The sequence below is a fragment of the Pantoea sp. SGAir0184 genome, assembly GCF_043544755.1.
Genome location: NZ_CP028050.1, coordinates 2241324 through 2256614 on the forward strand (window position 1 = coordinate 2241324; position 15291 = coordinate 2256614).

The window sequence follows — 15291 nt, forward strand, 5'->3', positions numbered from 1 at the left end:
AAAGGTCGCCAGCGTTCATCTGCTTCACTCTTCCTTCACATCAGTTTAACAAAACCGAGCGTGGAGCCCCTGCACATGACCCTTCATCATCAACACTACATTAATGGCGCGTTTGTCGAGGCGCATAACGATAGCTGGATTGAAGTGATTAACCCGGCGACGGAGACCCTGCTGTCACGCGTGCCCCAGGGCAGCAAACAGCAGGCGGCGGCAGCCATTGCCGCCGCAGAAGCCGCTCAGCCCGGCTGGGAAGCGTTACCGGCGGTGGCGCGCGGCGACTGGCTGCACCGCATCGCCACGGCAATTCGCCAGCGCGAGCCTGAGCTGAGCACCACCCTCGTCGCGGAGGGCGGCAAAACCCAGGCGCTGGCGCAAACCGAAGTGCTGTTTACCGCTGACTACTTCGACTACATGGCGGAATGGGCGCGACGCTACGAAGGGGAAATCGTCAACAGCGATCGCCCAAACGAAAACATCTTTGTGTTTAAGAAAGCGATTGGCGTGACCACCGGCATTCTGCCGTGGAATTTTCCCTTCTTCCTGATTGCGCGCAAAGCGGCACCGGCGCTGATCACCGGCAACACCATCGTGCTGAAGCCGAGTGAGATCACCCCGAATAACGCCGCCCTGTTCGCCGCCATTATCGACGACATCGGCCTGCCGCCCGGGGTAATTAACATCGTTTACGGCTATGGCCCGGAGGTGGGACAGGAACTGGCCGCCAATTCTAAAGTCGGGTTAGTGAGCCTGACCGGCAGCGTCAACGCCGGCATCGCCACCATGGCCGCCGCGGCGCCGAATGTGACAAAAGTGTCGCTGGAGTTGGGCGGTAAAGCGCCGGCAATTGTCATGGACGACGCCGACCTCGATCTGGCCGTCAGGGCTATCGTCAGTTCGCGCATTATTAACAGCGGTCAGGTGTGTAACTGCGCCGAGCGCGTGTATGTGCAAGACGGCATTTACGATCGCTTTATCAGCGCCCTGACCGGGGCGATGCGGCAGGTGAAATTTGGCGATCCGGCGCAGCAGGCCGATGTGGATATGGGGCCGCTGATTAGCGCAGCCGCGTGCGACCGCGTCGGGCAAAAGGTCGCCAGCGCCGTCGCGCAGGGCGGCAAGGTGGTGCTGGGGGGCAAACGCGCCGGTGAACGTGGTTTTTATTTTGAACCGACCATCATCACCGGGGTACGTCAGGAGATGGCGATCATGCGTGAGGAGATATTTGGTCCGGTGCTGCCGGTGATGCGCTTTAACACGCTGGATGAAGCCATCGCGCTGGCTAACGACTGCGACTATGGCCTGACCTCATCGCTGTATACCCGCGATCTGAACACCGCGATGATCGCGCTGCGCCGGCTGAAATTCGGTGAAACCTACATTAACCGCGAAAATTTTGAAGCGATGCAGGGGTTCCATGCCGGCTGGCGCAAATCCGGCATCGGCGGCGCCGATGGCCGCCACGGGCTGGAGGAGTATCTGCAAACGCACGTCGCCTATCTGCAGTTTGCCTGATGCGTAAACACCGGTGCGCAGTGCGCGCACCGGTTGCCACTTAGCGTATCCGTTTCTGACTGCGCAGCAGCGCTATCCCGCTTAAGAGCGACATCGCCATCAGGTAGTAGCCCGGCGCCAGACTGGTGCCGGTGGCACTGATCAGCAGCGTGCAAATCAGCGGCGCAAAACCGCCAAACACCGTAACCGCAATGTTATAGCTGATGGCCATGCCGCTGGCGCGCGTACCAATCGGGAACAGATCCGCCATCACCGAGGGTACGGTAGAAAAATAGATCGATTTCAGCAGCGCCATCCAGCACACCAGCACGATCAGCGTGGCCGGCGTGGTGTGATTGACCACCAGCCGAAAGGCCGGATAGATGGTGACCATCAGCAGTATGAGCGAGCCCCACATCAGCGGCAGGCGGCCAATGCGTTCCGCCCACAATCCCATCAGCGGCGTCACCACCGTCAGAATCACCCCGGCCAGCAGCGTGGCGGTAAAGGCCACCGAGCCCGGCAGATGCAGGTTTTTGGTTGCGTAGGTCGGCACGTAGTTGAGCATGTAGTTGACCGCCGTGGAGATCACCATCAGGCCAATCGCCAGCAGCATCAGCGCTTTTTGCCGGCCAAACAGCCGTTTAAGCGGGGCCGCTTCCGGCGTCTGTGCGGCAAAGCTGGCGGGCTCATGCACGTGGCGGCGGATATACAGCCCGAGCGGGCCAATCAGCAGGCCGAAGGCAAACGGAATACGCCAGCCCCACGCCTGAATCTGGCTTTCGCTCAGGATCTGCGTCAGGCCGAGACCAAACGCCGAAGCCATTAGCGTGCTGGCGCCCTGGGTGGCGAACTGCCAGCTGGCGATAAAGGCTTTGCGCTCGGGAAAATGCTCGACCAGAAACGCCGTGGAGCTGCCAAACTCGCCACCGGCAGAAAAGCCCTGTATCAGGCGCGCCAGCAGGATCAGCAGCGGCGCGAGCAGGCCGATGCTGTCGTAGCCCGGCATAAACGTGATGATGGCTCCGCCAAGCATCATCAGGTTGATGGAGAGCAGCAGCGCTTTTTTACGCCCGTGGCGATCGGCATAGTTGCCCAGCACCACCGCACCCAGCGGGCGAATCAGGAACGAGACGCCGAAGCTGCCAAAGGTCAGCAGCAGCGAGACCGACGCATCGCTGGTGGGAAAGAAGGCGTGGGCGATATAGCTGGCGAAGAAGCCATATACCGCAATGTCGAACCACTCCAGCGCATTACCAATGCAGGTCGCAAACAGCGTTTTGTGCAGGTTTGGCTTCACGCCGCTCAGCGGCGCGCTATGGCTGAGGCTGCTCATGCGCCACCTCCGGCATAGGCGCGGTGTTGCGCCAGCCATTCCGTGCCCTGCTCGCCCAGCTCCCACAGCAGCTGCGTCATGATCTGCAGCCCTTCGCGGGCAATCGATTTCAGCATGTGCTCATTCACGCCATGCTGACCGCAGGCGGGATACGAATGTGGCACCCACAGCGTTGGCAGGCCCAGAATCTCCGCGAATACCTCATTTGGCAGCGATCCACCAAGGTTGGGCAGCAGCGCCGGTTTTTTGCCGCTGGTTGCCGCCATGCTGTTCAGCACCCAGTGCACCAGCGGATCGTCAGGATCGAGACGCGTGGCGGGTGAACCGCGCAAAAATTCAACCTCAACATCATGGAAGCCGTGCTGCGCCAGATGCGCGCTGACGTGCTGCGCCAGCCGCTGCCAGTCGGTACCGACCACAAAACGCAGCTGGCACACCGCTGTCGCGCTGCCGGGAATGGCATTCATCGGGCGCGCCGGGTTACCGGTAAGAAACGACAGCACTTCCAGCGTGTTCCAGCCGTACAGGCGTTCGGCAGGCGTCAGGCCTGGCTCGCCCCAGTTGGTGTCAATCGCGGGATCGCCTGGCATGCCACCCACCTCGATATCGCTGAGAATGGCGCGCACCTGCGGCGTCAGCGAGTCGGGCCGCAGCGCCTCCACCTGCAGCACGCCCTGCGCGTCCACCAGCGTGGCGATGGCGCTGGCCAGCCGGGTGCCGGGATTGCTCAGCAGTCCGCCCCAGTTGCCGGAGTGATAAGCATTGTCACGCGCGTTGATGGTCAGGCGGAAATTTACCGCACCGCGCGAACCGAGGAACAGCGTCGGCCGCACGGCGTTGAGCCGCGGACCGTCTGAGGCAATGAACAGGTCAGCCTGCAACAGTTCCGCCTGCTGCTGACACAGCTGCGCCAGCCCCGGCGAGCTGATCTCTTCGCCCATCTCAAACAGCCATTTGCAGTTAAAGCCGAGACGGCCGCCGCGCGCCTGGTACACCTGCTCCAGCGCCGCAAGATTGACGCAGTGTTGACCTTTGTTGTCGGCGCTGCCGCGTCCGTACCAGCGATCGCCCTCTTCGGTCAGCTGCCACGGCGACAGCCCGCTGCGCCAGTTTTCGTCATCGCCGAATACCACATCACCGTGCCCGTAGCTCAGCAAGGTCGGTAAGGCGGGATCTTCCATGCGCACCGCCACAAGGAATGGCCGGCCGGCGGCGTGCGGGTTATCGATGAGCTGTAGCGTGAAGCCCAGCGCCTGCAGTTGCGGCGCAATCTCCTGCTGCAAATAGTCCTGTAGTGCCGCATCGCGATCGTCGCGCTGGCTCTCGGTGCGCCATGCCACGCGGCGCGCCAGGATACGTTGAAATTCCCCGCTGTCGAAATATGCGGTGGCCTGCTGAACCGCCTGTTGTGCTGTCATGTTTGCCCTGCCTGTTATAGGTCTGCTGTTTTTTCATCTTTGCGGAAAGGCAGCTTTGCCACAATTATCAATTTATCGAGTAAGATTTGCCTTTAAAGCAAAGCTGCGTTGCCCGATTTCGAGGCAGGCACAGACGGAGGCCATGGCATGTTAAGCACCGAAATGCGTTATTTTCTCGCGGTAGCCGATTGCGGTTCGCTCAGCGCAGCCAGCGCCCAGCTGTTTGTGGCGGTCTCTGCCATTAGCCGCCAGATTCAGCGGCTGGAGCAGCAGCTGGGCGTGACGCTGTTTGCCCGTCATGCGCGCGGCATGGTGCTGACCGAGGCCGGCGAGATTTTTGCCCATCACGTGCGCAAAAATCTGCTGGATATGGAGTATGCGCTGGCGGAGATCAAAGGCCTGAAGGCGGTGCGGCGCACGCTGATTCGTGTCGCCTGCACCGACGGGCTGGCGTTTACCCTGCTGCCCCGGCTGATTGCCGCCTTTCGCCGCGATCATCCCGGCGTGCTGTTTGACGTCCGGGTGGCGAGCGCACAGGGCGTGGCTGAACTGTTGCGCAGCGGCGAGTGCGATGTGGCATTGCAATTCAGCCTGCACGCGGAACGTGCGGTTGAGGTGGTGGGCTCATGGCCGGCGCCGGTGCTGCTGGTGATGCATGACAGCCATCCGCTGGCGGGCGTGCCGCAGGTGGCGCTGGCCGATCTCAGCCACTATCCGCTGGCACTACCGCAGCAAAACACCACGGTACGCCAGCTGTTTGAGCTGGCCAGCCACATGAGTGGCCACCTGATTGAACCGGTGCTGACCTGCGACAATTTCTCCACCCTGTTTCATTTTCTACTGCGCACGCCGCTGGCGGTGACCATTTGCAGCAGTTTTACCCTGGAGGAAGCGCAGCAGCAGGGTCTGGTGATGCGCGCGGTCAATATCGATCAGCTGAGCCAGCGTACGCTGCAGCTGCAGACGCAGTCAGGGCGACCCCGCAGCGCCGCCCTGACTCTGTTTCTGACCTTTCTGCAACAGCAGCTCAGCGCGCTGTCCGCTGCGATTAAGGCGTGATATCCACCGGATAGAAGATGTGCTTGCCGAACGGATCCACCTGGTAGCCGCTGACCGATTTACGCACCGGCTCGAAAATCGTTGAGTGCGCAATCATTACCGCCGGCATTTGGTCATGCATCATCTGCTGCGCCTCGCGGTACAGCGCCACGCGCTTGTCGTGATTTTGCTCGGCGCGCGCCTCGGTAATGATTTTCTCAAACGGCGCATAGCACCATTTGGACGAGTTGGAGCCGCCGTTCGCCGAGGTGCAGCTGTACAATGGCCCGAAGAAGTTATCCGGATCGCCGGTGGCGGTGGTCCAGCCCATCAGCGCCGCCTGATGCTCGCCGCCCTTGACGCGCTTGAGGTATTCGCCCCACTCATAGCTGACGATGTTGGCTTTGATGCCCACTTTTGCCCAGTCGGCCTGAATCATCTCGGCCATGCGGCGGGCGTTGGGGTTATACGGCCGCTGGACCGGCATCGCCCACAGCGAAATTTCGGTGCCCGGCTGAATGCCGGCCTGCTGCAGCAACGCTTTGGCCTGTTGCGGATCGTAGGCGTAATCCTGCAGATCTTTATCTGCACTCCACACATCCGGCGGCAGAATATTCTTCGCCACCGTGCCGGTACCTTTGAAGATGGCATCAATGATCGCCTGCTTATTGATGGCCATCGCCAGCGCCTGGCGCACTTTCACGTTATCCAGCGGGGCTTTGGTGGTGTTGAACGACAGGAAACCGGTGTTGAGGCCAGATTTCTGTTCCAGCGTGATGTTCGGGTTGTGCCGCATGTTGTCGAGATCGGCCGGATTAGGGAACGGCATCACCTGGCACTCATTTTTCTCCAGTTTGGCATAGCGCACCGAGGCGTCCGGGGTGATGGAAAACACCAGCCGATCGATTTTGGCCTTGCCCTGCCAGTACTGCGGGAAGGCTTTGTAGAGAATGCGGGAATCTTTTTGATACTGCACCAGCTCAAACGGTCCGGTGCCAATCGGCTGCATGTCCACTTTCTCTGGCGTACCGGCTTTCAGCATCTGGTCGGCATATTCCGCCGAGTGAATCGAGGCGAAATACCACGCCAGATCGGCGAGAAACGGCGCTTCGGCATGGGCCAGCGTAATCCGCACCGTCAGATCATCCACCTTATCGATACGGGTGATCAGTTTTGCCAGCTCGAGGCTTTCAAAGTTGGCATAGTTACCGCCCGAAACGGTGTGATAAGGATTTTTCGTATCGAGCTGGCGCATAAACGAGAAGATCACGTCATCGGCGTTGAGATCGCGCGACGGCGTAAACAGTTTATTGCTCTGGAACTTAACCCCTTTGCGCAGATGGAAGGTATACACCTTGCCGTCCGGGCTGATCTCCCAGCGCTCCGCCAGGCTGGGCACCAGCTCGGTGGTGCCCGGTTTGAAATCCACCAGGCGGTTAAAAATCGGCACGGCGCTGGCGTCCACGCTGGTACCGGAGGTGTAGAGCTGCGGATTGAAGTTTTCCGGCGAGCCTTCAGAACAGTAAACCAGCGTCTTCGCCGAGACGCCGCCTGCAACCGCTAACCCCAGTGCGCTAAGCGCCAGTTTTCCTATCATCTTTTTCATCGTCTTCTCGCTTTTTATTGACTTCTATGAGCCAGCATCGGTATTTATTTCATAAATAACATGATTTAGCCGTCTGGCGTATCTCCAGTGGCGCAAAGCTAATAAGGAATTGTGATGACAGACCAACTTGCCCGTCAGCTGACCCAGCGTTTTTACCGTTATCTGGCGGTCTCCAGCCAGAGCGATGCCAAATCCAGCACGCTGCCCAGTACGCCGTCGCAACACGCCATGGCGGAACTGCTGGCGCAGGAGTTGCGCGATCTCGGTCTGCAGGATGTGGTGATTGATCAGCATGCCACGGTGACCGCCGTGAAACCGGGCAACCGGCCTGGCGCGCCGCGCGTAGGCTTTATCACCCATATTGATACCGTGGATGTCGGGCTATCGCCGGATATCCATCCGCAAACCCTGCGCTTTGAGGGCGCGGATCTGTGTCTGAATGCGCAGCAGGACATCTGGTTGCGGGTGGCGGAGCATCCGGAAATCCTGCCGTATGTCGGTCAGGAGATTGTGTTCAGCGACGGCACCAGCGTGCTGGGGGCCGACAACAAAGCGGCAGTCAGCGTGGTGATGACGCTGGTGGAGAACCTGCGTGGCGAGCACGGTGATGTGGTGGTGGCGTTTGTGCCGGATGAAGAGATTGGCCTGCGCGGCGCCAAGGCGCTGGACCTGGAGACGCGCTTTAACGTCGATTTCGCCTGGACCATCGACTGCTGCGAGCTGGGCGAAGTGGTGTATGAGTGCTTCAATGGCGCCTCCGCTGAAATTACCTTCACCGGCGTGCCGGCGCATCCCATGTCGGGCAAAGGCGTGCTGGTGAATCCGCTGCTGATGGCGCACGACTTCATCGCCCGCTTCGACCGGCTTGCCACGCCCGAGCATACCGCCGGGCGCGAAGGCTATATCTGGTTCAATGATATGCAGGCCAATGCCAGCCACGCGGTATTGAAAGCGTCGATTCGCGATTTCGATTTGAAGGGTTTTGATGCGAAGAAGCAGCAGCTGGTGGAAGTCGCCGATCAGATCGCCGCGCACTATCCGACAGGTCACGTCGCGCTGAAGATCAATGATATCTATAGCAACATCAGTAACGCGATAGGTGAGGACCGGCGGGCAATTGATCTGATTTTTGCTGCGCTGCAGCAGGTGGGCGTGGAACCTAAAGTGATTCCGATGCGCGGCGGCACCGATGGGTCTGCGCTGTCGGCCAAAGGGTTACTGACGCCGAATTTCTTCACCGGCGCGCACAATTTCCATTCGCGCTTTGAATTCCTGCCGATCCCGTCGTTTGTGAAGTCGTATCAGGTGGCGGAAGCGCTGTGTTATCTGGCGGCTAAATAAGCGTGGTTGCAGGGAATCGCCGAAGATGCCTGACCGGCGACTGCCGGTCAGGCTGACACCCGCTTACTTGCTGACGCTGACGTCAATGCCCGGGAAGAATTTCGCCGCCAGTTTAGTCACGGTGCCGTCGGCCTGGACTTTGGCGATGGCCGCATCCAGTTCACCTTTCAGCTTGCTATCGCCTTTGCGCAGACCGAAACCAATGCCGGAACCGAGAATGGTGTCGTCTTCCACCGGCTTACCGGCGAAGGCGAAACCTTTGCCCTGCGGCTTATCGAGGAAACCAGACTGACCGGCGGCGGACATCACCAGCGTACCGTCAAGACGGCCAGCGACCATGTCGTTGTATACCTGGTTCTGATCCTGATACGACGTGACCGTCACGCCCTGGGATTCCCAGTGCTTTTTAGCGTAGGTTTCCTGGATTGAGCCCTGCAGCACGCCGATATTTTTTCCTTTCAGCGACGCCGCCGTCGGCTCGAGGTTCTCGCCCTGCTTCACAATCAGCATGGTGGGAATGCGGTAGATCGGGTTGGTGAAGTCGATACTTTTCGCCCGCGCCTCGGTGATGTTCATCGCCGAGTTAATCGCATCGAATTTTTTCGCCTGCAGCGCCGGGATCAGCGCATCAAAGCTGCTCTCAACCCATTTACAGTCAAAATGGCCGACCTGGCAGATGGCTTTGCCCAGTTCGATGTCAAAACCCTCCAGCTCGCCCTGCGCGTTGCGGCTTTCAAACGGTGGATATTGTGATTCCAGACCGTAGCGCAGGCTCTCCTGCGCCAGCGCCTGCACGGAGGTGATCATGCCCAGTGCGATAAACAGTGCGTTCAGTTTTTTCATTATTTTCCCCTAATTACCCTTTAACCCGGCACAGCGCCTGCGCGCCGGCTTCGAGCGTTGCGTCGTCTTTAGCAAAAGAAAGGCGGATTAATTTATTGTCAGTGCCATCCATATAAAACGCCGACAGCGGAATGGTAGCCACACCGTGATCGACGATGAGACGTTTTACCATTTCACTGTCGCTTTCGTCACTGAAATGTCCGTAGCTGGCCAACATAAAGAACGAACCGGCGCTCGGTAACAGCCTGAACGGTGAATCCTGCAGCAGCGTCTGCAGCCGATCGCGCTTCGCCTGATAAAACGACGACAGCTGCAGATAATTTTGCGGGTTCTGCAGATAGTGCGCGAAGCCAACCTGCATCGGCGTATCGGCGGCGTACATCATGAACTGATGCACCTTGACGATCTCCGCCATCAGCGCAGCAGGCGCCAGCGCATAGCCGACGCGCCAGCCGGTGACGTGGAAGGTTTTGCCGAAGGAGGACACCACCACGCTACGCTGTGCCAGTTCCGCGTGCGTGGCCATGCCGCAGTGCGTCTGGCCGTCAAACACGATGTGTTCATAGACTTCATCAGACAACACCACGATGTCGGTATTACGCGTCAGGGCCGCCAGCTGGTCGAGATCGGCGGCATTCAGCACCTGTCCGCTCGGGTTATGGGGCGTATTGATGATAATCATGCGCGTACGCGGCGTGATCGCGGCACGCAGTTCGTCCCAGTCAATCGCAAAATCCGGCACCTGCAGCTTGAGGCCGATCGGCGTCGCGCCCTGTAACCGCACCACCGGCGCGTAGCTGTCAAAGGCTGGCTCAAAGAAGATCACTTCATCACCCGGATGCACCAGCGCCGAAATCGCCATGTAGATGCCCTGACTGGCACTGCCGGTGATCAGGACTTCGCTGGCGGCATCGTACTGCTGGCCATACAGGCGGTGCACTTTCTCCGCCAGCGCTTCGCGCAGCGCCGGTAAACCGGTCATGGCGGCGTACTGATTATGGCCGTCGCGCATCGCCTGGCTGACCAGCTCAACCAGCTGCGGGTCACACGGGAAATTGGGTGCGCCCTGAGAGAGATTAACGGCCTGGTGCTGTGCGGACAGCTGGCCGATCACGCTAAAAATGGTGGTGCCGACGTCCGGCTGTTTGGAGGAGAGCTTCACGCTGCTGTTCAGGGTCATCATTGCTCCACAGGTTGCATAACCACGTATCGGAAGTAGATTTCTATTCAACGGCGCGACGCTTGAGTCGACAAGCGAATTGTTGTCATAATAGCCATGATAAAAAATCATAGCTCGAGGCCGTTATGTCCCGCTCTGCTCTGCCACTCAACGCCATTCATGCCTTTCTGGTCACCGCCCGTCATCTCAACCTGACGCGCGCCGCCAGCGAACTGTGCATCACTCAGGGCGCGGTGAGCCGCAAAATTGCGGCGCTGGAGAGCTGGCTGGGATTTGCCCTGTTTAAACGCCACGCGCGCGGTCTGCATCTCACCGATCAGGGCGCGGCGCTACTGCCGGAGCTGCAACAGGGATTCAATCTGCTGGTCAATGCCACAGAGAAAGCCAGCCGCAGCAATGCCTCGATTCGGCTGAAAGCCCCGACCTGCGCTATGCGCTGGCTGGTGCCGCGTCTGGTGGCGCTGGAGCAGCAGCGGCCAGACATCCACGTGGCGCTCACCACCACGCTTGATCACGCGTCGCAGCTGGAAAACTTTGATGCGGCGATTGTATTCGGCACGCCGCCTGCCGGTGCCATTCCGCTGTTTGCCGAGCGCCTGACGCCGGTGCTGGCCAGCAGCGTGCCGGCGCCGCGCCATGTCAGCGAACTGGCCAGATTCACCTTCCTGCATCCGACCGGCGATACGCGCGACTGGCAGCTGTGGCTGTCCGCCCAGGCGGAGCAGCTGCCGATGGCGCGCAATCAGCACTTCGCCACCATGGATTTGGCGATCAGCGCGGCGATTCAGGGATTTGGCGTGACGGTGGCGGATATTACGCTGGTGGAGAATGATTTGGCGAATGGGCGGTTAATCGCCCCGTTTGCCGCGAGTGTGGCAACCGGGGCGAGCTACAGCCTGTTACAGCGGGCGGAAAAAGATGCGCCACCGTTTTTGCCGCAGCTGGTGGCGTGGTTGTGTCAGCCTCAGAATGAAACCCACTCTACACTGCTGGCGGGTTTACCCTGAGCGCCTGCGGCGGCAGATAACACCGGCCGGCGCAGCGCAGTCGCAGGCGCAGCGGCGGATGCTACAGCCTGCGCGCGCGGTGCGCTGTCGGACAGACGGAACTTCGCCACCGACGCCTGCAGCTCTTCGGTCTGACGCTCCAGCGCGCTGGCCGCCGCCGACACCTGCTCCACCAGCGACGCGTTCTGCTGGGTGACGCTGTCCATTTCGGTGACGGCGGTACCGACCTGCGAAATCCCTTTGCTCTGCTCTTCCGACGCGGCAGCGATGTGCTTCATGATCTCATTCACATCCTGCACCGACTTCAGAATGTCATCCATGGTGCTGCCAGCGCTGCTGACCAGCTCCGAGCCCTTTTCAACGCGTGACACCGAATCTTCAATCAGCGTGGCGATCTCTTTTGCAGCGCCGGCGCTGCGTTGCGCCAGGTTGCGCACTTCGCTGGCAACCACGGCAAAGCCGCGCCCCTGCTCACCGGCACGCGCCGCTTCGACTGCCGCGTTGAGCGCCAGGATGTTGGTCTGGAAAGCGATGCCGTTGATCACGCTGGTGATTTCGGCAATCTTTTTCGAACTGCCGGAAATGCCCTGCATGGTGGTCACCACTTCGCCAACCAGACGGCCGCCCTGCTGCGCGGTGCCGGTGGCGGTCTCCGCCAGCGCGCTGGCCTGACGTGCGTTGTCGGCGTTGAATTTCACCGTGGCGGTCAGTTGCTCCATGCTGGCTGCGGTCTGTTCCAGCGCGGCCGCCTGCTCTTCGGTGCGCGATGAAAGATCGTTATTGCCGGCTGAAATTTCTGCCGCGCCGCGGTAGATGTTCTCCGTGCCGCTGCGGATGGCGCTGACTGCTTCACGCAGGCTGTCCTGCATCGCCCGCAGCAGTGGCACCAGTTTGCCGACGCAGTTGCGGCCAAATTCTTCCACCGGCTGGCTGAGATCGCCCTGTGCAATCACGGTAAAATGGTTACGGATGCGATCCAGTGGTTTCACCAGCATCGTCACCAGGTAACGGTCAGTGAACAGCAGAATCAATAAGCCGAACACCACCGCCGACACAATAATCACTTTGGTCATGCTGGTAAGCGTGTCCACGGTCACGCGGGTCTCATCCAGCTTGCTGCTGGCGGCCTGATTAAACGCTTCTGCGCTGGCACCAAACGCCCGGCTCAGCGGCGGCGTGACATTGTTGGCCTGCGCGCGCCATGCATCCAGTGAAGCCTGCTGCGCCAGCGCCACCTGTGGCGCGATACCCTCATCCAGCAGTTTCTGCCAGCTGCTGATCACATTGTTCACCGTCTCACTGTCCATCGGACCCGGCGCCATGGCTTTGAACTGGGTTAACTGCTGTTTCATGTTATCCAGTGCCTGCTGCACCGGCGCGAACGCTTCTGCGGTCGGCGCGTTACCGGCGGTGCGGCCTTCCATTACCCGCGACAGACGCGTGACCACGCGGAAATATTGATCGTTGCCTTTGCTGAGCGCCGTCATCTGGTTTACCAGCTGACGATCAATCTCGTTACCCTCGCCGAGCGCATTCAGCGAGTGGACGCTGAACAGCCCTACGCCACACCATAACAGGCAGAAAAGCCCGAGAATGGTCAGCATAACGGCGCGAATCGTGAAGTTTTTTAACATACCCATACATAATCCCCTGGTGTGAACGCTGGCAGCCCGGATAAAACAGGGCTTAGGGTATTTATCGGCAGCGAACCGGGAAAAGATAAATGTTTTGTAAGCTAATTAATTGCAGGATGAGGTGCCGCGCGGAGCGGCTGAGCAGTCGTAAAATCAGGCAGATAGCGGCCAATTTGCCTTAAAAAAACATTGATGTTTTTACATGATTAGCAGGCTTATTAAAGTTTAACGTGGCTGCGCATCATCAGGCGGAACAGACGCAGACGGCCGCGCATAAATCGCGTCTTCAGCACCGATTCCGCTTTACCGTCGTGACCAAAAGCAAGAGTCAAATCTTCCCCCGGCCGCCACACCGGCCAGTCGGGTTCTCCGTCGAGCCGCAGCCGATGGCTGAACTCACTGGCATCCCGTGCAAAGGTTACCCACCAGGCGCTGACGCGGCCGGCAAAGGCGATATCGCTGGCGCTGTAATGCCAGTCACCCGGCGGCGGCAGCGTCGCGAGCGTATTGAAGACATAAGGAATTTCGTTGCCGTGCCAGGTGCCGTGCGGGTAGAGGTGACGCGCGTTTTCTGACACATAATCAAACCAGTAACGCCACGCAGGCATGCCGATGCTGTGCTGCGACTGTGCCACCAGCAGCGGCATGACGGTAAACGCCATGTCGCGCGCCACCGCGCGCCCCAGCAGGCTGTCATCATGGATATCGTACAGCCACTTCAGCAGGCGATAACTCAGGCGACTTTTGCTGCGCAGCTGCTGTAACACGCTGCGGGCATCCACGCCGAAGTAGTCGAGCACGCTGGCTTCGTCGCTGTTGCTGCCAATCATCAACGGCACGCGATGCTGTTTACCCGCCATAAAGGTGTCGAGCATCGGTCTGGGTAGCACCGCATCGCCGCTGATGGCCACCGGCCCCAGCGCCAGCGGTCGCTCCAGCGGCCAGAAACTGTCGGCCGGCAGTGCGCGCAGCTGTTCCGCACTGGCATCCGCGGCCAGATTGAAATGCGCTGCCACCTGCAGGCCGGTTTGCTGCGCCTGCTTATGCGGCACGTCCGGCAGGCTGTAGGCACTTTGCACGATGCCCTTATGAAACAGCCCTTCGGCCAGCGGCGAGCAGCACAGCGACAGCACGCTGCGCGCGCCGGACGATTCGCCAAACAGCGTGACGTTATGGCGATCGCCGCCAAACGCCGGGATGTTGCGCTGAATCCACTGCAGCGCGGCAATCTGATCCAGCAGCGCAAAATTATTGACCACCTTGCCCGGCGGATACTGGGAGTCGAGCGCCGGATGCGCGAAAAAGCCGAAATGGCCAAGGCGGTAATTGAGTGTCACCACCACCACGCCCTGCGCCGCCAGCGCTTTGCCGCGATAGGGATCAAGGCTGCCGGCGCCGATGCTGAAGCCACCGCCGTGCAGCCATACCATCACCGGTAACGGCGTAGCGGGTTCGACATCCGGCGTCCAGACATTCAGATAGAGGCAATCTTCGCTGAAGCGGCCCGGATCGCCGCCGCCGGCCGCCACGCAGTAGTCACGATTTTGCCAGCTGGCATCGCCCCACGCGGTGGCATCGCGCAGCGTTTGCCACGGTACCACCGGCTGCGGCGGACGCCAGCGCAGTGCGCCAACCGGCGGCGCTGCATAAGGTATTCCTTTAAAGGTAAACAGTTCATCATCCATCAGGCCTCTGAGTTCACCTTCTGCCGTCATGATCCTCAGACGTCGTTCATTTTTCATTGCGGGTTCCTGGTAAAGCCTGATTCCATTATTTGCAGGCCTCAGTGGAATGTCTATGTTCTGCAAGCATTTGCAGATTAAGCCGAATAAGCGACCGATTCATTGAACAACTTCATCAAATTTTTTGGTTAACTGCAGCGGCGCATTCTGTTTTATGGTTGCAAGTTAACCTGGCGTGACGGAGAGACGCGATGTTTGCTGGCATCAATCAACTGTTCACCCGGATGAGCGATCACCCGGATTTCGGTAAATTGCTGTTACGCTTAACCTTCGGCGGACTGTTGCTGTTTCATGGCGAGTTTAAGGCGATTCATGGCGTCGGCTGGATCGCCCATCTGCTCAGCGTCAAAGGCATGCCAGGTTTCATCGCTTACGGTGCTTACATCGGGGAAATTGTGGCACCCATTATGGTCATCGTTGGCCTGCTGACGCGCCCGGCGGCCTTTATCATTGCCGTTAACATGGTAGTCGCAACGCTGCTGGTGAAAATGGGCGCACTCTGGCATCGCACCGATGTCGGCGCCTGGTCGCTGGAAACGGAAGCGCTTTACCTGCTGGGCGCGCTGGCCATCCTGTTCCTGGGTGCCGGAAAATATACGCTGGTGCGCGACGCACGCCTGCAATAATCATTAGAAAGAAAACCAGCCGGCCTGTA

12 protein-coding genes are annotated in these 15291 nt (G+C 59.7%); 5 read left to right on the plus strand and 7 right to left on the minus strand.

Annotation, left to right across the window (positions count from 1 at the left end; all coding sequences use genetic code 11):
- Positions 1-75 precede the first annotated feature (75 nt).
- Entirely contained in the window at positions 76-1512 is a 1437-nt protein-coding gene (gene aldA / locus C1N60_RS10530) for an aldehyde dehydrogenase (RefSeq protein ID WP_394520811.1), read from the plus strand.
- A gap of 40 nt (positions 1513-1552) precedes the next feature.
- Here the strand turns inward: aldA and C1N60_RS10535 are convergent, their stop codons facing one another.
- Together C1N60_RS10535 and C1N60_RS10540 are read right to left on the minus strand one after the other, a co-directional pair.
- Entirely contained in the window at positions 1553-2827 is a 1275-nt protein-coding gene (locus C1N60_RS10535; protein WP_394520812.1) for an MFS transporter, read from the minus strand.
- A complete protein-coding gene (locus C1N60_RS10540; RefSeq protein WP_136547716.1) occupies positions 2824-4245 on the minus strand; it encodes a M20 family metallopeptidase in 1422 nt (473 codons plus the stop codon). Before C1N60_RS10540 ends, C1N60_RS10535 begins: the two co-directional genes overlap by 4 nt.
- Before the next feature lie 147 nt (positions 4246-4392).
- Here C1N60_RS10540 and C1N60_RS10545 point away from each other — a divergent pair, with 147 nt between their 5' ends.
- On the plus strand, positions 4393-5304 hold the full coding sequence (locus tag C1N60_RS10545; protein WP_058774705.1) for a LysR family transcriptional regulator: 912 nt from the start codon (positions 4393-4395) through the stop codon (positions 5302-5304).
- Here the strand turns inward: C1N60_RS10545 and C1N60_RS10550 are convergent.
- Entirely contained in the window at positions 5294-6889 is a 1596-nt protein-coding gene (locus tag C1N60_RS10550) for an ABC transporter substrate-binding protein (RefSeq protein ID WP_058758514.1), read from the minus strand. The two genes, C1N60_RS10545 and C1N60_RS10550, sit on opposite strands and share 11 nt — an antisense overlap.
- 114 nt (positions 6890-7003) lie before the next feature.
- Between C1N60_RS10550 and pepT the strand changes: the two genes are divergently transcribed.
- A complete protein-coding gene (pepT, locus tag C1N60_RS10555; RefSeq protein WP_132462565.1) occupies positions 7004-8230 on the plus strand; it encodes a peptidase T in 1227 nt (408 codons plus the stop codon).
- A gap of 63 nt (positions 8231-8293) precedes the next feature.
- Here pepT and C1N60_RS10560 read toward each other — a convergent pair whose 3' ends face one another.
- Positions 8294-9073, minus strand: a complete 780-nt coding sequence (locus C1N60_RS10560) for a transporter substrate-binding domain-containing protein (protein WP_394520813.1) — start codon at positions 9071-9073, stop codon at positions 8294-8296.
- Positions 9074-9086: 13 nt separating this feature from the next.
- The gene (locus C1N60_RS10565) at positions 9087-10253 is read right to left on the minus strand and encodes a methionine aminotransferase (RefSeq protein ID WP_241797963.1); all 1167 of its coding nucleotides are present in this window, start codon (positions 10251-10253) and stop codon (positions 9087-9089) included.
- A 125-nt stretch (positions 10254-10378) separates the two neighbouring features.
- On the opposite strand from C1N60_RS10565, the gene C1N60_RS10570 reads away from it, so the two are divergent.
- Positions 10379-11260, plus strand: coding sequence for a LysR substrate-binding domain-containing protein (locus tag C1N60_RS10570; RefSeq protein WP_394520814.1), 882 nt, complete (start codon positions 10379-10381; stop codon positions 11258-11260).
- Here the strand turns inward: C1N60_RS10570 and C1N60_RS10575 are convergent.
- Both C1N60_RS10575 and C1N60_RS10580 read right to left on the minus strand, forming a co-directional pair.
- Positions 11218-12900: a methyl-accepting chemotaxis protein gene (locus tag C1N60_RS10575; RefSeq protein ID WP_394520815.1), complete on the minus strand. Its 1683-nt coding sequence runs from the start codon at positions 12898-12900 to the stop codon at positions 11218-11220. The two genes, C1N60_RS10570 and C1N60_RS10575, sit on opposite strands and share 43 nt — an antisense overlap.
- Before the next feature lie 212 nt (positions 12901-13112).
- Positions 13113-14636, minus strand: a complete 1524-nt coding sequence (locus C1N60_RS10580; protein WP_394520816.1) for a carboxylesterase/lipase family protein — start codon at positions 14634-14636, stop codon at positions 13113-13115.
- A 191-nt stretch (positions 14637-14827) separates the two neighbouring features.
- Between C1N60_RS10580 and C1N60_RS10585 the strand changes: the two genes are divergently transcribed.
- Entirely contained in the window at positions 14828-15262 is a 435-nt protein-coding gene (locus C1N60_RS10585; RefSeq protein WP_058769762.1) for a DoxX family protein, read from the plus strand.
- The last annotated feature ends 29 nt before the right edge of the window (positions 15263-15291 follow it).